This window comes from Janthinobacterium sp. GW823-FHT03B06, assembly GCF_058796955.1.
The window spans coordinates 179080-200076 of sequence record NZ_JBXAJE010000006.1; the positions used below are offsets into that span (position 1 = coordinate 179080).

The following is a 20997-nucleotide window of genomic DNA, read 5'->3' on the forward strand; positions in this document are numbered from 1 at the left end:
TCCATCCAACGCCTTCGAAGAGCCTTCATGTCATTTCAAACAGAACCGCCGTACACGCATGGCAGCATCGACCGCAGCGCCGTAGTGCTGGTCAACCTGGGCACGCCCGATGCGCCGACCTCGTCGGCCGTGCGGCGCTACCTGAAGCAATTTTTGTCGGACCCGCGCGTGGTGGAGATACCCCGCCTCGTCTGGTGGTTCATCCTGAACCTGATTATTTTGCCATTCCGCTCGGGCCAGTCGGCCAAGAAATACGCGTCGATCTGGACGCGCGATGGCTCGCCCCTGAAAGTGCACACGCAAAAGCAGGCGAAATTGCTGGCCGGCGCCCTGGCCGAGCGAGGGCACGATGGTGTGACCGTGGCCATGGCCATGCGTTACGGTTCGCCTTCCTTGCCCGACGTGCTGGCCCAGCTGAAAAGCGAAGGCTGCGAGCGCATCGCCATTTTGCCGGCGTATCCGCAATACTCGGGCACGACGACGGGGTCCATCTACGACGCCGTATTCGCCCATTACGCTACCGTGCGTAATGTGCCGGAATTGCGTTTCATCAAGCAATATCACGAGCACGACACATATATCGACGCCTTGCGCGATTCCGTGCTGAACCACTGGGAAGCGCATGGCCGTCCGGAAAAACTGGTGATGAGTTTCCATGGCGTGCCCAAGCGTACCTTGCTGCTGGGCGACCCCTACCACTGCCAATGCCTGAAAACGGCGCGTCTGCTGGCAGAAAAGCTGAAATTAACTAAAGAGCAATACGTGGTGACCTTCCAGTCGCGCTTCGGCAAGGCCGAATGGCTGCAGCCGTACACGGCGCCCACCCTGGTGGCGCTTGCGCAGCAGGGCGTCAAGCGGGTCGATCTGCTGTGTCCGGGCTTTACCAGCGATTGCCTGGAAACGCTGGAAGAGATCGCCATGGAAGCCAAGCATGATTTCGAGACGGCCGGCGGCCAGCACTTCCATTACATCGCCTGCCTGAACGAAACGCCGGCCTGGATCGCGGGCATGGCGGAAATTGCGGAGCAGCATATGATCGGCTGGCCGACGATGAAGACGGCGCCGCAGCGCGACGCGGACAAGAAGGCGGGCGAGCAGGCGCGCGCGGCGGCGCTGGCACTGGGCGCGGCAAATTAAAGATAATTAATTTTTCCGCAATGAAAAGCCGCGCTTGCGCGGCTTTGTCATGTGTGGCGCGACAAAAGTACTATTCAGATAGCAACGCCGTCAGTGGCGATGGCCATGGCGGGGCTGGTAGAATGCCCGCTTTGCCCGGGGAAGCCTGGAAAATCAAGGGGGCGCGCACGGCTCACTGGCCGAAATGGGTCACCTTTTGTAATAAGCTGTAACATGAATCGCTGTAATTCTGGTTTTGCCGTGTATACCCCTTGAAACAATAGGATATAGCCCCATCTGCCCGTTAGTGTTGTAAAGATAGTTAGACTAACTCATTTAAGTCATTGATTGTAGGAGCTTTCTAGATGCAAGATCAGGAAAACCAAGCTGTACCTAATCCGCAAGCGGACGCCGCGGCGACTGCCCCATCGACTCCCGCAGAGCCTACTTTGGAAGAGCAGCTGGCGAGTACCGAAGCGCGTCTTGCAGAGATGCACGATGCCTTCATGCGCGCCAAGGCCGATGGCGAAAATATTCGTCGCCGTGCGCAGGAAGATGTTGCTAAAGCGCATAAATTCGCAGTGGAAAGCTTTGCCGAAGCCATGGTGCCGGTGAAAGACAGCCTGGAAACGGCGCTGACGGTGGAAGCACCGACCATCGAATCGCTGAAAGAAGGCGTCGAGATGACCTTGAAGCAACTGAACGCCGCGTTCGAGCGTAACCGCCTGGTAGAAGTCTTGCCAGTGCAGGGCGAAAAGCTCGATCCGATGAAACACCAGGCCGTTGCCGTGGTGCCAGCGGAGCAGGAAGCCAATACCATCGTGTCAGTCTTGCAAAAGGGCTATATGATTGCGGACCGCCTGCTGCGTCCAGCCATTGTCACGACCGCGCAAGCAAAATAATCAGAGTGCGGCATCAAGCAAGCCTTGAAACCATGCCGCTTTGCCACATATAAGAACCATCTGAAATCTAGCAAATAAAAGGAAAAAAATCATGGGTAGAATTATCGGTATCGATCTGGGAACCACGAATTCCTGCGTTTCCATCATGGAAAACGGTCAACCAAAGGTAATCGAAAACGCTGAAGGCGCACGCACGACGCCGTCGATTATTGCTTATCAAGAAGATGGCGAAATTCTCGTCGGCGCGCCAGCGAAACGCCAGGCCGTGACCAATCCGAAAAACACGCTGTACGCAGTCAAGCGTCTGATCGGTCGCAAGTTCGACGAAAAAGAAGTGCAAAAAGACATCGCGCTGATGCCGTATCAGATCATGAAAGCCGACAACGGCGATGCATGGATCGGCGTACGCGACAAAAAACTGGCGCCGCCGCAAATTTCGGCTGAAGTCCTGCGCAAGATGAAAAAAACGGCAGAAGACTACCTCGGTGAAGAAGTCACCGAAGCCGTCATCACCGTGCCTGCGTACTTCAACGACTCGCAGCGTCAAGCCACCAAGGATGCCGGCCGTATCGCTGGCCTGGACGTCAAGCGCATCATCAACGAGCCAACCGCGGCAGCGCTGGCGTTCGGCCTGGACAAGACCGAAAAAGGCGACCGTAAAATCGCCGTGTATGACTTGGGTGGCGGTACGTTCGACGTGTCGATCATCGAAATCGCGGATGTTGATGGTGAGAAACAATTTGAAGTGCTGTCGACCAACGGCGACACCTTCCTGGGTGGCGAAGACTTCGACCAGCGCGTCATCGATTACATCATCGACGAGTTCAAGAAGATCAACGGCATCGACCTGAAAAAAGATCCGATCGCCCTGCAGCGCATCAAGGCTTCGGCCGAGCGCGCGAAGATCGAATTGTCGTCGTCGCAGCAAACCGAGATCAACGAGCCGTACATCGCCATGGCGAACGGCGCACCGGTCCACTTGAACCTGAAGATGACCCGCGCCAAGCTGGAATCGCTGGTGGAAGAGCTGATCACGGCCACGATTGAACCATGCCGCACCGCCATCAAAGATGCTGGCGTGAAAGTGTCGGACATCGATGACATCATCCTGGTCGGCGGTATGACCCGTATGCCGAAGGTGCAGGAAAAAGTGAAGGAATTCTTCGGCAAGGATCCACGCAAGGACGTGAACCCGGACGAAGCCGTTGCCGTGGGTGCAGCGATTCAAGGTTCGGTCCTGTCGGGCGAACGCAAGGACTTGCTGTTGCTGGACGTCACCCCTCTGTCCCTGGGTATCGAAACCCTGGGCGGCGTGATGACCAAGATGATCCACAAAAACACGACGATTCCGACCAAGTTCAGCCAAGTGTTCTCGACGGCCGACGACAACCAGCCTGCGGTGACCATCAAGGTCTTCCAGGGTGAGCGCGAAATCGCCGCCGGCAACAAAGGTCTGGGCGAATTCAATCTGGAAGGCATCCCGCCAGCATCGCGCGGCACGCCACAGATCGAAGTGACCTTCGACATCGACGCCAACGGCATCTTGCATGTCGGCGCGAAAGACAAGGCCACCGGCAAGGAAAACAAGATCACGATCAAGGCCAATTCCGGCTTGACCGAGGCTGAAATCCAGAAGATGGTGAAAGACGCCGAGCTGAACGCGGAAGAAGACAAGAAGGTCAAAGAATTGGCCGAGTCGCGCAACCAGGCCGATGCTCTGGTACACTCGACCCGGAAATCCTTGACCGAATACGGCGACAAGCTGGACGCGGGCGAGAAAGAGAAGATTGAAGCGGCGATCACCGACCTGGAAGCAAGCATCAAGGCGGGCGACAAGGCTGAGATCGACGCCAAGGTGGAAGCACTGTCGAGCGCATCGCAGAAACTGGGCGAAAAAATGTATGCCGACATGCAAGCGCAGCAAGCTGCCGGCGGCGCGGAAGGTGCACAGCAAGCTGCTGGCGCATCGGACGCAGGCGCCAAGCAGGACGACGTTGTTGACGCTGACTTCAAGGAAGTCAAAGACAGCAAGTAATTGTCTTGCGCTCCCATGAACCGGGGGCAGCCGGGCTGAACGCTACATCGCGGGATTAGCCGCGAAGACCGGCCGAGCCGAGTCGCTGCCCAGTGCAGCACTCGACTCGGCTTTTTCGTGTAATTTTTACATCAGTAGATAGACTGCAAGGTGCCGACAACATGGCAAAGCGTGATTTTTACGAGACACTCGGTGTCGCAAAAAATGCTTCGGAAGAAGAGATCAAAAAGTCTTACCGTAAACTGGCGATGAAATACCATCCGGACCGCAATCCGGATAGCAAGGAATCGGAAGAAAAGTTTAAGGAAGTCAAAGAAGCCTACGAGATGCTGACCAATCCGGAAAAGCGCGATGCGTATGACCGTTATGGTCACGCCGGCGTGGACCCGAACATGGGCGGTGGCGGCGGCTTCGGCGGCGGTGCGGGCGGCTTTGCCGACAGCTTCGGCGATATCTTCGGCGACATCTTTGGCGGTGGCGGTGGACGCAGCCGCAATGCGGGACCACAGGTGTACCGTGGCGCCGACTTGCGCTACAACCTGGAAATTACACTGGAGCAAGCTGCGCACGGCTTCGACACGACGATTCGCGTGCCGAGCTGGGACAAGTGCGACACTTGTCATGGCAGCGGCGCCAAGCCGGGCACCTCGCCCACCACCTGCGGTACTTGCGGCGGTCACGGCCAGGTGCGCATGCAGCAAGGCTTCTTCAGCATCCAGCAAACCTGCCCGAAATGCCATGGCAGCGGCAAGGTCATCACCGACCCCTGCACGCCGTGCGGCGGCGCCGGTCGCATCAAGCGCAACAAGACGCTGGAAGTCAAAATTCCCGTCGGTATCGACAATGGCATGCGTATCCGTTCGTCCGGCAACGGCGAACCGGGCACGAATGGCGGCCCGTCGGGCGACCTGTATGTGGAAATCCACATCAAGCCGCACGCCGTGTTCCAGCGCGAAGGCGACGACCTGCATTGCGAAATGCCGATCTCGTTCACCAAGGCAGCCTTGGGCGGCGAAATCGAAGTGCCTACCCTGAACGGCAAGGTGTCGTTCACGATCCCGGAAGGCACCCAGTCGGGCAAGACCTTCCGCCTGAAAGGCAAGGGCATCAAGGGCGTGCGCTCCGGTTACGCGGGCGACCTGTTCTGCCACGTGGCCATCGAAACACCGGTGAAACTGACGGAAAAACAGAAAGACCTGCTGCGCGACTTTGAAAAGTCGACGACCGAGGGCGGTGCCAAGCACAGTCCGCAAAGCAAGACCTGGAAAGACAAGGTCAAGGATTTTTTTGAGTAAGCACACGTAATACCATGCGCCGGGATGCTGAAACATCCCGGCGTTTTTTTCATCACGACTGAACAATGTGCGCGCATCGCCGGCCTATGGGCGCGATCTGCGGCCAATTCAGTCGTACGCACACAATGGGAGCGATATGACCGAACAGAAAAATGGCCCGGCTCTGGCGGAACTGCTGCAGCGTAACCGCCGCTGGGCCGACTCGATGGTGGCGAAGGACCCGAACTTCTTCAAGAACCTGGAAGCGCAGACATCGCCCGAATACCTGTGGATCGGCTGTTCCGATAGCCGCGTGCCCGCCAATGAATTGCTGGGCATGGCGCCTGGCGACGTGTTCGTACACCGTAATATTGCCAACGTGGTCGTGCATTCCGACCTCAATTGCCTGTCCGTCCTGCAATTTGCCGTGGACGTGCTGAAAGTCAAACATATCATCATCGTCGGCCATTACGGCTGCAAGGGCGTGCATGCGGCCATGACGGGCACGCGCATCGGCCTGGTCGACAACTGGCTGCGCCACGTGCAGGACGTTGGCCAGAAGCACGAGCGCTATCTGGGCGACGTATTGACGAGCCGCCAGCGCGGCGACCGTCTGTGCGAACTGAACGTGGTCGAGCAAGTCTTGAACGTATGCCAGACCACCGTCGTGCAAGATGCGTGGGAACGGGGCCAGGAACTCAGCGTCCATGGCTGGGTCTACGGCTTGAAGGATGGCTTGCTGAACGACCTCGAAGTGACGGTCACGGCCGGCCACGAGCTGGCGCCGCGTATGGCGACCCGCCTGGCCCGCTACGAAGCAATCGCGTAAGCGGCGCTGGCGCCGCGTCTATGGCGCCGCGTCTATGGCGCGGCGCCTTCCAGGCGGCCCAGGTAATCGGCCGCCTCCCGCACGCCCTCCTGCGCCGCCTGGCGCAGCCAGGTTCTGGCCTGGGGAAGGTCCTGCGGCGTGCCCCGGCCTTCGGCCAGCGCCACGCCATAGTGATAGCGCGCCAGCCGCGCATAGGCGGCGTCATCGTTGGTATGGGCGCCGCGCCGCATCAGCGCCGTCGCCTGCGCCAGGTCCCTGGGCACGCCGATGCCCGTTTCATACAGCTGGGCCAGCCAAATCATCGAATACACATCGTTCCAGCGCCGGATGCAGTCTTCAAAGATGGCGACGGCCGCCGCATGGTCGCCCGTCTTGTCGGCCGCATAGCCGTATAAACACTTGATGCGCTTGTCGCTGTGCACATAGGCTTTGTAGCTGAGATCACTTTCATCCTGGCTGTCCTGGGCGTGGACGGGAACAGCGAACAGAACGGCGAGCATCAGGGCGTAGGTGCGCATGGTTTTCCTGGTCGATGGTTGAAGATTGGCAGACAAGCAAGTTGCGTGCTAGCTCCCTTTCCGGGTAAAGCCGGTGCCGCTGTGCCATTGCGTGACAGCGCCTGTTGCTGCATGGCGCAACGCGCCGCGCATATCCATAGCAGAAATGCTTCGTTTGCAGGATCGATGCGCAGGCATACAGTGGACTTCCCCAGACTCTAGTCGAGTTCCCATGTCGGCCGTCCTGAAATCCGCGTTTTCTTCCAGCCAGTTCCGCATCGAAACGTTCGACGCGCCGCTCGGCGCGCAAGTGCTGGGGCTGGACCTGTCGCAGCCGCTGTCGCTGGGCGACTTCCAGCGCCTGCACCACGCCCACCTCGACCATCATGTGCTGGTGTTCCGCGACCAGTGCATCACGCCGCAGCAGCAAGTCGATTTCAGCCGCCGCTTCGGTCCCCTGCAAATCCACGTGCTGCGCCAGTTCCAGCTGCCTACGCAGCCGGAAGTGCTGATCATCTCGAACATCGTCGAGGATGGCCAGCCCATCGGCCTGGGCGATGCGGGTCATTTCTGGCATTCCGACCTGTCGTACAAGGAAGTGCCCAGCCTCGGCTCCATGCTGCACGCGCAGGAGTTGCCGGACGAGGGCGGCGATACCGTGTTTGCGAACATGCACCTGGCCTGGGAAAGCTTGCCGGCCGCGCTGCGCCACGCCGTGCGCGGCGCCCGTGCCGAACACAGCTACCTGAGCCAGTATGAGGAGTTGCGTCGCCGCAACCCGTGGCGCCCCGCGCTGACGCAGGCGCAGATCGATGAAGTCAAACCCGTGACGCACCCCGTCGTGCGCGTGCATCCGGAAACGGGACGGCGTGCCCTGTTCGTCAGCGAACATTTCACCACGCGCATCGTCGGCTTGCCCGCCGATGAAAGCCGCGCCCTGCTCGACGAACTGTTCGCCCACAGCGTGCGCCCCGAACACCTGTATGTGCACCGCTGGCAGCCGCACGACCTGGTGTTCTGGGACAACCGCTCGCTGATGCATCTGGCGACGGGGTGTCCTCCAAACCAGCGCCGTAGGTTGTATCGCACGACTATCGAAGGCGATGCACCGTACTGATTTTTGACCGTAGTTGACCAAGGAGTGTCCATGTTGCCGATTTTGACCTTTTCCCGCCCGCGCCGTTTTCTCGCCGCCATCGCCATGCTGTGCATGGCCATGCCCATGGCCCGGGCCGAAGGCCAGATCCGCATCGCGGGCCAGCACGGCATCACCTTCTTGTTGCTCAATATTGCGCAGGAACAAAAACTGATCGAAAAGCATGGCAAGCAGCAGGGCGTCGACGTGAAAGTCGAGTGGATCACCCTGTCCGGCGGCCCCGCCATCAATGACGCTTTGTTGTCGGGCAATATCGATATCGCGGGGGCGGGCCTGGGGCCGCTGCTGACCATCTGGGACCGCACCAAGGGACGGCAGAACGTGCGCGGCGTGGCTTCGCTCGGTAATTTTCCCTACTATTTGATCAGCAACAACCCGAAGGTGAAAACCCTGGCCGACTTGACGGACAAGGACCGCATCGCCTTGCCGGCCGTCTCCGTTTCCGTCCAGGCGAGGATATTGCAGATGGCCGTGGCGAAGCAGTGGGGCGACAAGGAATTTGCCCGTCTGGATAAAATCACGCAAACCCTGCCGCATCCGGATGCGGCGGCGGCCATCATCGCCGGCGGCACGGAATTGAGCGGCCATTTCGGCAATTCGCCGTTCCAGGAGCAGGAACTGGCGCAGAATCCGAACGCCCACATCATCCTCAATTCCTACGACGTGCAGGGCGGACCCAGCTCGTCGACCCTGCTGTATGCGACGGAAAAGTACCGCAAGGACAATCCGAAGACGTACCGCGCCTTCATCGCTGCGCTGGCGGAAGCGGCGCAGTACGCGAGCAGCAATCCGCAGGGCGCGGCCGACATCTATATCAAGGTCAATAAAAGCAAGGTGGACCGTAATCTGCTGCTGAAAATCTTTGCCAATCCGCAAGTGCAATTCAAGATCGCGCCGCAAAACACCTATGGCCTGGCGCAATTCCTGCACCGCGTGAGTGCCATCCGCAACCTGCCCGACAGCTGGCGCGATTACTTCTTTGACGACCCTGCCATCACGCAAGGAGGCTGACATGAACGCACCCGCTTTTCACCTGGTACGTCCTCCGCTTGCGCTGGAACCCTTGCTCAGTGTCAAACATGTCAGCCTGGAATACCGCACGGAACAGCGTACCGTGCGCGCCACGCATGACGTCAGTTTCGACGTGTTCCGCGGCGACCGTTTCGTGCTGCTGGGGCCATCGGGCTGCGGCAAGTCGTCCTTATTAAAAGCCGTGGCCGGCTTCATCGCGCCGCGCGCCGGCAGCATCGCCATGCAGGGCGTTCCTATCAGCAAGCCGGGGCCGGAGCGTGTCGTCGTGTTCCAGGAATTCGACCAGTTGCCGCCATGGAAGACCGTGCTGGAAAATGTCATGTTCCCCTTGCTGGCTAGCAAGCGACTGGACAAGCAGGCGGCCCGCGAGCGCGCCCATCACTGGATCGCCAAGGTGGGCCTGGCCGGCTTTGAAGATGCCCATCCGCATACCTTGTCGGGCGGCATGAAGCAGCGGGTGGCCATCGCGCGCGCCCTGGCCATGCAGCCGGAAGTGCTGTTGATGGACGAGCCGTTTGCCGCGCTCGACGCTTTGACGCGGCGCAAGATGCAGGAAGAGCTGAGCCGCCTGTGGGAAGAGCTGCGTTTTACCCTCGTCTTCGTCACGCATTCGATCGAGGAAGCCTTGGTTGTCGGCAACCGCATCCTGCTGCTGTCGCCCCATCCGGGCCGGGTGCGCGCCGAACTCAACAGCCATCAGTTCGGCTTGCACAGCGCGGGCAGTACGGAATTTCAGGCTGCCAGCCGCCGCATCCACGGCTTGCTGTTCGATGAGGAAGTTGTTCCTGTTCCGCAAGCAGCTGGCGCGCAGCGGGAGGCCGTATGAGCGCGCTGCTGGAGCCGCCCATCCGCCAGGAATTCGTCTATGCGGCACCGCCGCCCGCCGGCCTCACCGTCGAGCGGCCATTGTCGCGCTGGCAGCGCTGGAGCCAGCACGCGCTGTGGCGCAAGGCTTTCATTTTGCTCAGCCTGGCCCTGCTGTGGGAAGGGGCGGCGCGCTGGACGCACAACGATTTATTGTTGCCCAGTTTCATCCAGACGGCGCAGGCGTTTATCGACGGCATCGCCAGCGGTGAATTGCTCACGCGCACGGCCGCGTCCCTCGTCGTGTTGCTGCAGGGCTATGCGGTGGGCGTGCTGGCCGCCTTCGTGCTGACCTTGCTGGCCGTATCGAGCCGCATCGGGCGCGACGTGCTGGAAACCCTGACGGCCATGCTCAATCCCTTGCCGGCGATCGCCCTGCTGCCGCTGGCCCTGCTGTGGTTCGGCCTGGGACGCGCCAGTTTGATCTTCGTCATCGTCCATTCCGTGATGTGGCCGCTGGCCCTGAACACGTATGCGGGCTTCCAGGGCGTGCCCGAGACCCTGCGCATGGCGGGCCGCAACTACGGCTTGAACGGCTTGCGGCTGGTGCTGCACATCCTCGTGCCGGGCGCCTTGCCGTCCATCGTCTCGGGTTTGAAGATAGGCTGGGCGTTCGCCTGGCGCACCCTGATCGCGGCCGAGCTGGTATTCGGCACCACGTCGGGGCAGGGCGGCTTGGGCTGGTACATCTTCCAGAACCGCAACGAGCTGTACACGGACAAGGTGTTTGCGGGCCTGGCGGCCGTCATCGTCATCGGTTTAATCGTGGAAAACATCGGTTTTCGCACCCTGGAGCGCGTCACCTTGAAACGCTGGGGCATGCAGCGGTAGTGATCTCACCATACTTATTTCAGGATCTTGCGCGCCGCCGCAATGATGTGCCGCGACAGCTGCTCCATGCGCGGCGACTGCACCTTCCACGTGTGCCAGTACAGGGCCACGTCGGCCGGGGTTTTGGGCGTGAGCATTTCCACGAGCTCCCCATCCGTGTTCGCTTTCAACAGCAATTCCGGCACCATGCCGTAGCCGAGGCCGTAGCGGATGGCGTTGAAGTGCGAGGTGGCGCCCGGCACGTAATGGCAGGGGTAGGCGCCTTCGGGCAAGCCCAGCGCCTCTAGCAGGAACGACGACTGCAGGGTGTCCTTGCGCGTGTAGGCGACGACGGGCGCCGTGCGCGCCGCCTTGCGCGTCAGCCCGTGCGCAAACCACTGCTGGCGGAACGCTTGTGTGGCCACCAGCCAGTAGCGCATCACGCCCAGCGGTTCGGCCGTGCAGCCGCGCATGGGTTTGGCTTCCGTGCTGATGCAGCCGATGGCCATGCCCGTTTCCAGCAAGGTATACGTGTGGTCCTGGTCTTCCACGGTCAGGTCCAGCAACACGCGTTCGCGTATCAACACCTCGGACAGGGCGGGAAAGAACCAGGTGCCCATCGAATCCGCGTTCAGCGCCAGCACCAGGGTCAGCGGGGCATCCTGCTGCACCGCCAGTTCCGCCTGCAAGTCCGCTTCCAGCAGCTTGGCCCGCTTCAGATACTGCATCAGCCGCTGGCCCATGCGCGTGGCGCGCGCGGGACGGCTGCGCACGATCAGCGCATTGCCGAGCTGGCTTTCCAGCGCCCGCACCCGCTGCGAAATGGCCGGCGACGTCAGGTGCAGCCGCAGCGCCGCCTGTTCGAAACTGCCCGTTTCGACGACGGCGCGGAACGCTTCCGTGTGCTTGGGATTGAGATCCATGACCGCTGCCTTACATAAGAAAAATTTATCAATACTAAATAATACTTACTTTTCATAAGGATGGGTGTGTTGCAGTGCACAATGCCTCTTTGATGGAGTGCCGCGTACGCGTATGCAGCGCGGCCTCCTGGCAGCAAGGGAATCACCTCATGGAAGCACAAGCGCAAGATACAAAGCCCCGCAAGCCGTCATCGAAACTGGCGCGCAATCTGAAATTCGGCCTGGGATTGACCCTGGGCCTGGGTTTGTCCGCCGCGCTGGCGGGCGGCTGGTGGCTGCGCCAGGCATGGCAGGATTTGCCGGCCGTCGAGCACCTGGCCCAGTACAAGCCCGCGCTGCCGCTGCGTATTTTTTCCAGCGAAGGCGAGCTGCTGGCCGAATATGGCGAAGAGCGCCGCGAGTTCCTGCCCCTGAAGGAGATCCCGCTGCGCATGCGCCAGGCCTTGCTGGCCATCGAGGATGCGCGCTTCTACGAGCATGGCGCCGTCGACTTTTACGGCTTGACGCGCGCGACCCTGGCCAACGTCGTCACGGGACACCATGCGCAGGGCGCCAGCACCATCACCATGCAGGTGGCGCGCGACTTTTTCCTGTCGCGCGAAAAGACCGTGCAGCGCAAGCTGACGGAGATGCTGCTCGCCTACAAGCTGGAACAGCACTACGGCAAGGACAAGCTGCTGGAACTGTACATGAACCAGATTTATCTGGGCGAGCGCTCCTACGGCTTTTCCGCCGCCTCGAACATCTATTTCGACAAGCCGCTGGCCGACGTCAGCATCGCCGAAGCGGCCATGCTGGCCGGCCTGCCGAAAGCGCCGTCGGCGTATAACCCCGTCGCCAATCCGCAGCGCGCCACCGTGCGCCAGCATTACATCCTGCAGCGCATGCGCGAACTCGGCTACATCACGCCAGCCGAATACGACGCCGCCGTGGCGGAAAAACTGGCCCTGAACAAGGACCGCAACAGCTCCGTGCACGCGGCCGCGTATGCGGTCGAGGAAGCGCGTCAGCTGATCGTGCAAAGCTATCCCGAAGGCGCCTACAGCATGGGCCTGGACGTGACCACCACCATCCGCATGGCGCCGCAGCGGGCGGCCGACAAGTCGCTGCGCGATGGGCTATTGAACGCGCAGGCGCGGCGCGGCTATCGCGGCCCGGAAGCGCGCCTGGCCGCCTCCGCAGACAGCGTGGCGCGCCAGCTGGCCGCCTACCCGGACAGCGGAGAAGTGCGCGCCGCCCTGGTGCGCAAGGTCGAGACGAGCGGCAAGCGCCAGCTGACGGCGCAGCTGCGCAATGGCGACGAGATCGTGCTGACGGCATCGGACGCGCGCCTGGGCGGCAAGCTGCCGCTCGACGGCAAGCGCGCCATCGTGGAAAACAGCGTCATCCGCGTGGTGCACGACGCGGCGAAAAAGCGCTGGCTCGTGAGCCAGCTGCCCGAGATGGAAGGCGCGCTCATTTCCGTCGAGGCGCACAGCGGCGAAATCGTCGCCATGGCGGGCGGCTTCGATTTTTACCGCAACCACTACAACCACGCCATGCAAGCCTACCGCCAGCCCGGTTCCAGCTTCAAGCCCTTCGTGTATTCGGCGGCGCTGGAAAAGGGCTATTTTCCCGGCACGGCCGTGGACGATACGCAGCGCCTGCTGCTGCCGCGGGAAACGGGTGCGCAGCCGTGGCGTCCGCGCAATTACGGCAACAACTATGAAGGCTTCATCAGCGTGCGGCGCGGTCTCGTGCGCTCGAAAAACCTGGTGGCCGTCAGCCTGATGCAGGCGGCGGGCCCCGGCTACGTGCAGCACTACGCCACGCGCTTTGGTTTCGAGGGCGCGCGCAATCCCGTCTCGCTGCCGCTGGCGCTGGGCGCGGGCGCCGTCACGCCGCTGCAGCTGGCGCAATCGTATGCCGTGTTCGCCAACGGCGGCGTGCAGATGCCGCCAAAGCTGATCAAGGAAGTGCGCAGCCGCAGCGGCGCGGTGCTGTTTTCCGACGCGGCGCCGCGCGCCAAGGGCGAGCCGGCACCGGGCACGCAGGTGATCTCCACGCGCAATGCCTACGTCATGGACAGCATGCTGCGCGACGTCGTCAAGAGCGGCACGGGACGCGGCGCGCTGGCGCTGGGACGCGGCGACGCGGCCGGCAAGACGGGCACCTCGAACAATGCCTATGACGCCTGGTTCGCCGGTTATTCCTCGGGCCTCGTGTCCGTCGTCTGGCTAGGCTACGACCAGCCCAAGAGCCTGGGCAATGCCACCGGGGGCACGCTGGCGCTGCCCGTCTGGCGCGATTACATGCAGGTAGCCGTGCAGGGCCGCCGCGAGCAGGTGCTGGCCGAACCGCCTGGCCTGGCCCTGCTCGACGGCGACTATGTGTATGCCGAATACCTGGCCGGCGACTGCCTGAAGGATAACTTCGCCTTTATCCACAGCAGCGTCGGCTGCGGCAGCGGCGCTGCCGATACGCGCATGGCGCACGGTGACGCTGGCGCTGGCGGCGATGGCGGCTCCAGCACGGGCACGAGCGAGGCGCGCACCCTGAGCGAAGCGCGCGAACGCGAACAAATTCTCAAATCATTTTCGGAAGAGTAAGACCATGCTGTTATATACGATCTACCTGGTGGCGATTGTCGCCGAAGCGATGTCCGGCGCCATCATGGGCATGCGGCGCGGCATGGATTTGTTCGGCATCTGCATGATCGGCACCGTCACGGCGCTCGGTGGCGGCACCGTGCGCGACGTGCTGCTGGGGCACTATCCGCTGGGCTGGATCGCGCATCCCGAATACCTGCTGTTTACCATCGGCGCGGCCATTGTGACGGCCTTTGTCGCGCGCTACCTGCACCATCTGCGCGCCATCTTTTTGCTGGTCGACGGCCTGGGCCTGGTGGCGTTTTGCGTGATCGGCTGCGACATCGCCATGTCGGCCAAGATGCATCCGGCCATCGTCGTGCTGGCGGGGATGATCACGGGCGTTTTCGGCGGCCTGCTGCGCGATATCCTGTGCAACCAGATTCCTCTCGTGCTGCAGCGCGAAGTGTATGCCACCGTGGCCCTGTTTACGGGCGCCCTGTATGTCGGCCTGTTGCACTTCAAGGTCGACAGCTCCGTGGCGCAGCTGTCGTCCATCGGCGCGGGCTTTCTGTTCCGCTTCCTGGCCTTGCACTTCGAGTGGCGCCTGCCGAATTTCAACGGCGACCGGATCCGGGGATTCGAATAGCGGCGGCGCCGTCGGGCATATCGTTAAATACCGCCCATGCAGATGTATTTGATGACCAGGTAATCGTCGATCCCGTACGACGATCCCTCCCGGCCCAGGCCCGACTGCTTGACGCCGCCGAACGGCGCCACTTCCGTCGAGATCAGCCCCGTGTTCACGCCCACCATGCCGGATTCCAGGCCTTCGGCGACCTTCCAGATGCGGCCGATGTCGCGCGAATAGAAATAGGACGCCAGGCCGAATTCCGTGTTGTTGGCCAGGGCGATCACTTCATCGTCCGTCTTGAAGCGGAACAGGGGCGCCAGTGGCCCGAACGTCTCTTCGCTGGCCACCAGCATGTCGCTCGTCACGTCGGCGATCACGGTGGGCTGGAAGAAGTTGTGGCCCAGCGCATGGCGCTTGCCGCCCAGTAGCAGGCGCCCGCCCTTGGCCAGTGCGTCGGCCACGTGCTGCTCCACTTTTTTTACGGCCTTTTCCTCGATCAGCGGACCTTGCGTGACGCCTTCGTCGGCGCCGTTGCCCACCTTGAGTTTTTGCACGGCCGCCACCAGCTTTTGCGCGAAGGCCTCGTACACGCCATCTTGCACGTACAGGCGGTTGGCGCACACGCAGGTCTGGCCCGCGTTGCGGTATTTCGAGGCGATGGCGCCTTCCACTGCCGCATCCAGGTCGGCGTCGTCGAAGACGATGAACGGCGCATTGCCGCCCAGTTCCAGCGACAGCTTTTTGATCGTCGGCGCGCACTGGCGCATCAGCATGCGGCCCACTTCCGTCGATCCCGTGAAACTGAGCTTGCGCACGAGGGGATTGGACGTCATCTCATCGCCGATCTCCTGCGACGAGCCCGTGATGACATTGAACACGCCCGCAGGCACACCCGCGCGTTCGGCCAGCACGGCCAGCGCCAGCGCGGAAAACGGCGTCATGCCGGCCGGCTTGACGAGCATCGGGCAGCCGGCCGCCAGCGCCGGTCCTGCCTTGCGCGTGATCATCGCGGCGGGGAAGTTCCAGGGGGTGATGGCGGCGCACACGCCGATCGGCTCCTTCGTCACGACGATGCGCCGGTCCGGCCACGGCGACTGCAGGGTATCGCCCGCGACGCGCTTGCCTTCTTCGGCGAACCATTCGATGAAGGAGGCGGCGTATTGCACTTCGCCTTTGGCTTCGAGCAAGGGCTTGCCCTGTTCCGCCGTCATGATCAGCGCCAGGTCGTCCGCGTTTTCCAGTATCAGGTCATTCCAGCGGCGCAGCACGGCTGCGCGTTCCTTGGCCGTCTTCTTGCGCCAGGCGGGCCAGGCGGCGTTGGCCGCGCTGATGGCGTTCCTTGTCTCCTGCGTGCCCATCACGGGCACATGGCCGATCACTTCACCCGTGGCGGGATTGCGGACGTCGGCGTGCTGGCCGCCGTCGGCATCGAGCCATAGTCCGTTCAGGTAGCATTGCTGGCGTAGCAGCGCGGGATCTTTCAGTGTGAGCATGGCAGACTTTCAGCAGTGGTTGCGTGATCGTCCATGGTAGTCCTTTTTGCCGGGCGCACGATTGCGTCCCATGTGCGGCGTCTGGCCTTCAAAAATAGTTGACCATTTTTAACCCCGTTTCGCCGCGCATGCCGTTTCATGGTCATTACCCCAATCAACCGGAGCAGAAGCGATGTCCAGCGCCCACAAGATCATATTGATGCTGTCCCTGCTGCTGTCGGCAGGCAGCCACGCCGCCGGCACGGCGCCGCGCAAGACCCTGGCGCCGTTCGCCAGCGAGCAAGCCTTGAGCAGCTACCTGCAGCAGCTGCAGGCGCGCCAGGCGGCCTTGCTGCGGGAGCAGCAGAAACTGCAGCGCGCCACGGCGCAGTATATGGCGACGGCACCCGCGCCGCCGCCAGCGCCGATGGTGGCGAAAGCGGCACCGGCGGCATCGGCAGAGGCGGCCGAATCGGTCACCAATGTGCAGACGGCGGGCGTGGACGAAGGCGGCATCGTCAAGCTGCACGGCAAGCACCTGGTGATGCTCCGGCGCGGCAAGCTGTTTACCGTACAGGTGGGGGGTAATACCCTGCAGCCCGTCGCCTCGCTCGACGCGTTCGCGCCGGGCAGCGACCCGTCGGGCAGCTGGTATGACGAGATGCTGATCGATGGCGACACGGTCGTGGTGATCGGCTACAGCTACAGCCGTGGCGGCACGGAGATCGGCCTGTTCGACATCGCGGCGGACGGCAAGCTGGCCTACCGCGCCACGTATCATTTGCGCTCCAACGATTATTATTCGTCGCGCAATTACGCCAGCCGCCTGATCGGCAGCAAGCTGGTGTTCTATTCACCCCTGTCGCTGAACCTGCGCCGGGGCGACCCGTTCGGCGGCTTTCCTGCGCTGCGCCGCTGGCGTCCCGACGCCGTACCGTCCGACTTCAAGCGCATCGCCCCGGCCACGCGCATCTACCGCACCGATGAAGAACCCGAACCAGGCTTTGGTCTGACCCTGCATACGGTCACCGTGTGCGACCTGGCGCAGCGCGACATGCGCTGCGAAGCGACGGCCGTGATGGGGCCGCAGGGGCGCGTGTTTTATGTCTCGGGCGAATCCGTTTTCGTGTGGACCACGCGCCGGGGCAGCGACTCGGGCGTGTTCCGCATTCCCCTTGACGGCTCGGCGCCCAGCGCCCTGAAGGTGGCTGGCGCGCCCGTCGACCAGTTCTCGTTCCTGGAAAGCATGGATGGCCACCTGAACGTCCTGCTGCGCGCCGAGGGCCAGGGCGACGCGATGTGGGATGGCGCGCGGGGTCGGGGCGACATGGCCCTGCTGCGCGTGCCATTGGCCACGTTTTCCGATGGCCGTGACAGTGCGCCGGCCGGCAGCTACCATCCGCTGCCCGGCGGTGGCGGCTACGGCCTGCAGAACCGCTACGTGGGGCCGTATCTGTTGTACGGCAATCCGGGCAATCCCGGACGCCGCAAGGCAGATCAGGCCTGGCCGCGCCAGCCCCTGTATGCACTGCGCTGGGCCGATGCGGGCAGCGTGCAAGCCTTGTCCCTGCCGCACGGCGTGGAGCGCATCGAGGCGCTGGGCAATGACGCCCTGGTGATCGGCGCGCAGGGCAGGGATCTGCACTTCAGCACCATCGGCCTGGCGGGCCAGGCGGCGGTCGCCACGCGCTACATCCGCGCCGACGCGGCGCAGGGCGAGTCGCGCAGCCACGGCTTTTTCTACAAGCCGCAAACGGCCGGCGAGGGCCTGATCGGCCTGCCCATCCTGGGCGCGGACGAGCGGCCTGGCCTCAACAAGCCAGCCGCCTCCGTCCTGTATCTGCGCAACAGCGGCTTGCAGTTGACGGAACTGGGCGCGCTGGCGGCGCGGCCCGGCGCGGCACCGGACGACGGCTGCCGCGCGTCGTGCGTGGACTGGTACGGCAATGCGCGCCCGCTGTTCCTGCAGGGCCGCGTCTTCGCCCTGCTCGGCTATGAACTGGTGGAAGGGGCGCTCAAGGAGGGACAGATCCGCGAAGTGCGCCGCGTCAGCTATGCGCCCATTGCATCCACTTTACGCTGAAGGCGCAGGGAAATTGTCGCTGCCGCGTAGTTCGGCTACACTGGTCCGCATGCCCGACACTTTATTGACCGCCACGGATGAAGACTTGATGCTGCGCTACAGCGCCGGCGACCTGCCGTCGTTTCGCGAGCTGTACCGGCGCCACAGCCAGGGCCTGTACCGCTTCGTGGCCTGGCGTTCGCCGCGCCGCGCGTGGGTGGACGAGATCGTGCAGGATGCGTGGGCCAGCTTGCATGCGGCGCGCGCCGGCTACCAGCCGCAGGCGGCGTTTCGCACCTATCTGTACCAGATCGCGCGCAACCGCCTGATCGACCTCCTGCGCCAGCGGGAAGGACAGGACCACGGCGAGGCGGGCGAACTGGCGGACGAGGGCGCATCGCCGCCGCAGTCGCTGGAGCAGAAACAGCAGCACGCGCGGCTGCATGCGGCCATCGCCGCGCTGCCGTCGGAACAGAAGGAAGCGCTGGTGCTGCAGCAGTTCAGCGGCATGAGCATCCTCGAGATCGCCGCGGTGACGGGGGCGGAAGCGGAAACCGTCAAGAGCCGGCTGCGCTACGCCATGCAGAAATTGCGCGCGGGCTTGGACAGCGCCGCTGGCGCGGGAGGACAGGCATGAATACGCACGATCACGACGAACCGAATGACGAGGAATTGAACGCGCTGCTGGCCAGCCTGCCGCAGCCGGCGCCTTCCAGCGCGCTCGATGCGGCCATCCTGGCCGACGCGGAAAAAGCCTTGCACCAGCCGGCGGCCGCCAACGACAGCGCCGATGGCGTGCTGCGCACTCTGCCGGCCAAGAAATCACCGGACTACCTGCAGCGCTGGCGCGTTCCGCTGGGGCTGGCCGCTGCCGTGCTGCTGACGGTAAACCTGATCGGCGTAGACTGGTTCGGCTCGAAGCCGGCGCAGTTCCCCGTGGTTGGGGAACCGGTTACGCCGGAGGTGATGCGGGAAGCCGCACCGGCCCCCGCCCCTGCGACAGAGTCCGCGCCGCCGCCGGCACCGCGCGCCATGGCCAAGGCGGCACCGAGGCCGCCGGCGCAGGCCGAGCCAGTACCAGCACATGTGTCAGTACCCGTGGCTCCCCCTGCGCCGCCGCCTCCGCCGGCGCCTGCCGCGGCAATGGAGCCGCAAGCCGTCATGCAGGCGGAAGCCGGCCTGCAGCGCCAGGCGCCCATTCAGCGCGCGCTGGCCATGCCCGCGCCCGTGGCGGCCCGCTCCGCGCCGATGCCGCCGCCCGCAAAACTCGACGCTGGCGTGTGGCTGGTGAAGATCGACGCCCTGCTCAAGGCGGGCGAAGGTGCCTTGGCGCACGAGGAGTGGACGGCGTTCCGGCAGGCGTATCCCGACTATCCGGTGGCCGAGGAGCTGCGGCAGCGGCTGGAAAAAATACCGAAGTAGCGCGTTACACGATCCCCTTCCTGCGCTCCCACACGGCGCTGCCGACGAAAATGGCGGCGCACACCCACATCACGGCCGGCAGGGCGTTTACGCCCGCCGATTGCATCAGGACGCCCGTCAGCAGGGGACCGCCGCCGCTGGTGATACCCCAGGTGGCGTTGACGATGGCGCTGGCGCTGGTCAGCGACAGGCCCGTAAACCGCTCGCCGCAGGCCACCAGGGCCAGCATGTAGATGCCGCCCGCCGCCGCGCCCAGCAACAGCAGCAAGGTCCACCACAGCCACGGCGTGCCGACGGCGAACGGCAGCAGCGGCAGCAGCAGGCAGACGGCCACGCCGCAGCCCGCGTGGACCCTGGCGCGGCCGAAGCGGTCGGCCATCCATCCCAGCGCAAATTGCAGGCCCGTGTCGCCCACCAGCACCACGGTGGCCGACAGCAGGGCCAGGTCCGTGCCGATGCCGTGCTCCATCGCATATAGCGGCAGCAAGCTCAATGCCAGCGTGTCGAACAGGGCGAAGAAGGCGGCACCGAGCACGATCATCGGCATGCGCGGCAGGATCAGGGTCCACTGCACGCCGTATTCTTGCGGCTCCTTTTCCGGGCCGCTGTTCGAGATCAGCATCAGGCCCGGCACGGCCAGCAGAAACAGCAGGCCGCAGGCGGCGAAGCTCCACGCAATCTTGTCGTTGAAGAGGGCCACGAGGGCGGGGCCGATCAGCTGGAAGAAGGTAAAACTGGTGGTGTACATGGCCACCACGCGCCCGCGCGAATTGTCGGGCGCCAGGCGGTTGACCCACGCTTCGCCGATGGTAAACAGCACGCCCATGGCGCCGCCGAACAGGAAGCGCAGCACGCACCACGCCAGCAGGTGGTCGCTGAACTGCATGGCGATCGTCGCCAGCGAGGCCACCCAGACGGCGCCCAGCATGGTGGCGCGCGCGCCGAAACGCCCCACCCAGCCCGAGACGAACGGCGAGGCGGCCAGGATGCCGAGGGCGCTGACGGCCGTGATCATGCCGATGATGTCCGTGCCCACGCCGCGCTGGTGCAGGGTCAGGGCGGTGAGCGGCATGGTGGCGCCCAGGCCCAGGCCGACCACGCCGATGCTGACCACGAGGGCGAAGAAGTCGCGCCATGGCATGGTCTTCATGGCTGCCCCCGCAAGGGATAAAAGGTGTTCGGGAGGGCGGGAAAACGGTGTGGATGCATGGGAAAGTAGGCAACTGTGCCTGCGGCGCTGGTGTTTGGCGCCGGACGGGCATATGATGATTTTAATAAAGGCAATATTGCAAAGCCGTAGTGTAGGCGATGTGCGCCGCCAGTGGCCACGTCCATCGGTGTGGCCGACTCTACCGGCTCTGCTGTACAGTGAAGCGAGCGGCAGCGCTGTCATGGCGCTGTC

At 63.3% G+C, this 20997-nt stretch carries 18 protein-coding genes; 14 read left to right on the forward strand and 4 right to left on the reverse strand.

Going from position 1 to position 20997, the window contains the following annotated elements:
* The first annotated feature begins 27 nt into the window (after positions 1-27).
* The 5 genes from hemH (at position 28) to can (ending at position 6156) form a co-directional block, all read left to right on the forward strand.
* Complete coding sequence (hemH, locus tag AC1RBA_RS20170) at positions 28-1137, forward strand: ferrochelatase (RefSeq protein ID WP_492419666.1); 1110 nt, start codon at positions 28-30, stop codon at positions 1135-1137.
* Positions 1138-1481: 344 nt separating this feature from the next.
* Entirely contained in the window at positions 1482-2018 is a 537-nt protein-coding gene (grpE, locus tag AC1RBA_RS20175; RefSeq protein WP_034788734.1) for a nucleotide exchange factor GrpE, read from the forward strand.
* A gap of 91 nt (positions 2019-2109) precedes the next feature.
* Positions 2110-4053: a molecular chaperone DnaK gene (gene dnaK / locus AC1RBA_RS20180; protein ID WP_492419667.1), complete on the forward strand. Its 1944-nt coding sequence runs from the start codon at positions 2110-2112 to the stop codon at positions 4051-4053.
* A gap of 161 nt (positions 4054-4214) precedes the next feature.
* Positions 4215-5348, forward strand: a complete 1134-nt coding sequence (dnaJ, locus tag AC1RBA_RS20185) for a molecular chaperone DnaJ (protein ID WP_034745985.1) — start codon at positions 4215-4217, stop codon at positions 5346-5348.
* 136 nt (positions 5349-5484) lie between these two features.
* A complete protein-coding gene (gene can / locus AC1RBA_RS20190) occupies positions 5485-6156 on the forward strand; it encodes a carbonate dehydratase (protein WP_034788731.1) in 672 nt (223 codons plus the stop codon).
* A gap of 32 nt (positions 6157-6188) precedes the next feature.
* Here the strand turns inward: can and AC1RBA_RS20195 are convergent, their stop codons facing one another.
* Positions 6189-6674 carry a tetratricopeptide repeat protein gene (locus tag AC1RBA_RS20195; RefSeq protein ID WP_099409052.1) on the reverse strand — a complete coding sequence of 162 codons (486 nt, stop codon included), beginning with the start codon at positions 6672-6674 and terminating at the stop codon, positions 6189-6191.
* Between the two features lie 211 nt (positions 6675-6885).
* Between AC1RBA_RS20195 and AC1RBA_RS20200 the strand changes: the two genes are divergently transcribed.
* From AC1RBA_RS20200 to AC1RBA_RS20215, 4 genes are all read left to right on the forward strand, one after another.
* A complete protein-coding gene (locus AC1RBA_RS20200) occupies positions 6886-7770 on the forward strand; it encodes a TauD/TfdA dioxygenase family protein (RefSeq protein WP_492419668.1) in 885 nt (294 codons plus the stop codon).
* A gap of 84 nt (positions 7771-7854) precedes the next feature.
* Positions 7855-8820, forward strand: coding sequence for an ABC transporter substrate-binding protein (locus AC1RBA_RS20205; RefSeq protein ID WP_409028719.1), 966 nt, complete (start codon positions 7855-7857; stop codon positions 8818-8820).
* A gap of 1 nt (position 8821) precedes the next feature.
* Positions 8822-9667: an ABC transporter ATP-binding protein gene (locus AC1RBA_RS20210; protein ID WP_070311703.1), complete on the forward strand. Its 846-nt coding sequence runs from the start codon at positions 8822-8824 to the stop codon at positions 9665-9667.
* Positions 9664-10536 carry an ABC transporter permease gene (locus AC1RBA_RS20215; RefSeq protein WP_492419669.1) on the forward strand — a complete coding sequence of 291 codons (873 nt, stop codon included), beginning with the start codon at positions 9664-9666 and terminating at the stop codon, positions 10534-10536. The genes AC1RBA_RS20210 and AC1RBA_RS20215 overlap by 4 nt, the downstream gene beginning before the upstream one ends.
* A gap of 14 nt (positions 10537-10550) precedes the next feature.
* Here AC1RBA_RS20215 and AC1RBA_RS20220 read toward each other — a convergent pair whose 3' ends face one another.
* The gene (locus tag AC1RBA_RS20220) at positions 10551-11438 is read right to left on the reverse strand and encodes an HTH-type transcriptional regulator ArgP (RefSeq protein WP_070311701.1); all 888 of its coding nucleotides are present in this window, start codon (positions 11436-11438) and stop codon (positions 10551-10553) included.
* A 149-nt stretch (positions 11439-11587) separates the two neighbouring features.
* On the opposite strand from AC1RBA_RS20220, the gene AC1RBA_RS20225 reads away from it, so the two are divergent.
* Positions 11588-14026: a penicillin-binding protein 1A gene (locus tag AC1RBA_RS20225; protein ID WP_492419670.1), complete on the forward strand. Its 2439-nt coding sequence runs from the start codon at positions 11588-11590 to the stop codon at positions 14024-14026.
* A 4-nt stretch (positions 14027-14030) separates the two neighbouring features.
* Complete coding sequence (locus AC1RBA_RS20230; protein ID WP_070220436.1) at positions 14031-14654, forward strand: trimeric intracellular cation channel family protein; 624 nt, start codon at positions 14031-14033, stop codon at positions 14652-14654.
* A 23-nt stretch (positions 14655-14677) separates the two neighbouring features.
* Here the strand turns inward: AC1RBA_RS20230 and gabD are convergent, their stop codons facing one another.
* Positions 14678-16132, reverse strand: a complete 1455-nt coding sequence (gabD, locus tag AC1RBA_RS20235) for an NADP-dependent succinate-semialdehyde dehydrogenase (RefSeq protein WP_492419671.1) — start codon at positions 16130-16132, stop codon at positions 14678-14680.
* A gap of 172 nt (positions 16133-16304) precedes the next feature.
* On the opposite strand from gabD, the gene AC1RBA_RS20240 reads away from it, so the two are divergent.
* From AC1RBA_RS20240 to AC1RBA_RS20250, 3 genes are read left to right on the forward strand one after another with little or no spacing between them, the layout of a single operon-like run.
* Positions 16305-18194, forward strand: a complete 1890-nt coding sequence (locus tag AC1RBA_RS20240; RefSeq protein WP_492419672.1) for a beta-propeller domain-containing protein — start codon at positions 16305-16307, stop codon at positions 18192-18194.
* Positions 18195-18243: 49 nt separating this feature from the next.
* Positions 18244-18810 carry a sigma-70 family RNA polymerase sigma factor gene (locus AC1RBA_RS20245; protein ID WP_076565886.1) on the forward strand — a complete coding sequence of 189 codons (567 nt, stop codon included), beginning with the start codon at positions 18244-18246 and terminating at the stop codon, positions 18808-18810.
* Positions 18807-19595, forward strand: coding sequence for a hypothetical protein (locus tag AC1RBA_RS20250; RefSeq protein WP_492419673.1), 789 nt, complete (start codon positions 18807-18809; stop codon positions 19593-19595). The genes AC1RBA_RS20245 and AC1RBA_RS20250 overlap by 4 nt, the downstream gene beginning before the upstream one ends.
* Before the next feature lie 4 nt (positions 19596-19599).
* Here AC1RBA_RS20250 and AC1RBA_RS20255 read toward each other — a convergent pair whose 3' ends face one another.
* Positions 19600-20745, reverse strand: a complete 1146-nt coding sequence (locus AC1RBA_RS20255; protein ID WP_492419674.1) for an MFS transporter — start codon at positions 20743-20745, stop codon at positions 19600-19602.
* Positions 20746-20997 lie beyond the last annotated feature (252 nt).

Excerpts from the sequence above, each read along its gene's own strand:
- AC1RBA_RS20225 (WP_492419670.1), top strand. The coding sequence starts at position 11,588 with ATGGAAGCACAAGCGCAAGATACAAAGCCCCGCAAGCCGTCATCGAAA.
- AC1RBA_RS20250 (WP_492419673.1), top strand. The coding sequence starts at position 18,807 with ATGAATACGCACGATCACGACGAACCGAATGACGAGGAATTGAACGCG.
- grpE (WP_034788734.1), top strand. The coding sequence starts at position 1,482 with ATGCAAGATCAGGAAAACCAAGCTGTACCTAATCCGCAAGCGGACGCC.
- AC1RBA_RS20255 (WP_492419674.1), bottom strand. The coding sequence starts at position 20,745 with ATGAAGACCATGCCATGGCGCGACTTCTTCGCCCTCGTGGTCAGCATC.
- AC1RBA_RS20200 (WP_492419668.1), top strand. The coding sequence starts at position 6,886 with ATGTCGGCCGTCCTGAAATCCGCGTTTTCTTCCAGCCAGTTCCGCATC.
- AC1RBA_RS20230 (WP_070220436.1), top strand. The coding sequence starts at position 14,031 with ATGCTGTTATATACGATCTACCTGGTGGCGATTGTCGCCGAAGCGATG.
- dnaK (WP_492419667.1), top strand. The coding sequence starts at position 2,110 with ATGGGTAGAATTATCGGTATCGATCTGGGAACCACGAATTCCTGCGTT.
- AC1RBA_RS20245 (WP_076565886.1), top strand. The coding sequence starts at position 18,244 with ATGCCCGACACTTTATTGACCGCCACGGATGAAGACTTGATGCTGCGC.
- AC1RBA_RS20240 (WP_492419672.1), top strand. The coding sequence starts at position 16,305 with ATGTCCAGCGCCCACAAGATCATATTGATGCTGTCCCTGCTGCTGTCG.
- AC1RBA_RS20195 (WP_099409052.1), bottom strand. The coding sequence starts at position 6,674 with ATGCGCACCTACGCCCTGATGCTCGCCGTTCTGTTCGCTGTTCCCGTC.
- AC1RBA_RS20220 (WP_070311701.1), bottom strand. The coding sequence starts at position 11,438 with ATGGATCTCAATCCCAAGCACACGGAAGCGTTCCGCGCCGTCGTCGAA.
- hemH (WP_492419666.1), top strand. The coding sequence starts at position 28 with ATGTCATTTCAAACAGAACCGCCGTACACGCATGGCAGCATCGACCGC.
- AC1RBA_RS20210 (WP_070311703.1), top strand. The coding sequence starts at position 8,822 with ATGAACGCACCCGCTTTTCACCTGGTACGTCCTCCGCTTGCGCTGGAA.
- AC1RBA_RS20215 (WP_492419669.1), top strand. The coding sequence starts at position 9,664 with ATGAGCGCGCTGCTGGAGCCGCCCATCCGCCAGGAATTCGTCTATGCG.
- dnaJ (WP_034745985.1), top strand. The coding sequence starts at position 4,215 with ATGGCAAAGCGTGATTTTTACGAGACACTCGGTGTCGCAAAAAATGCT.
- AC1RBA_RS20205 (WP_409028719.1), top strand. The coding sequence starts at position 7,855 with ATGCTGTGCATGGCCATGCCCATGGCCCGGGCCGAAGGCCAGATCCGC.
- can (WP_034788731.1), top strand. The coding sequence starts at position 5,485 with ATGACCGAACAGAAAAATGGCCCGGCTCTGGCGGAACTGCTGCAGCGT.
- gabD (WP_492419671.1), bottom strand. The coding sequence starts at position 16,132 with ATGCTCACACTGAAAGATCCCGCGCTGCTACGCCAGCAATGCTACCTG.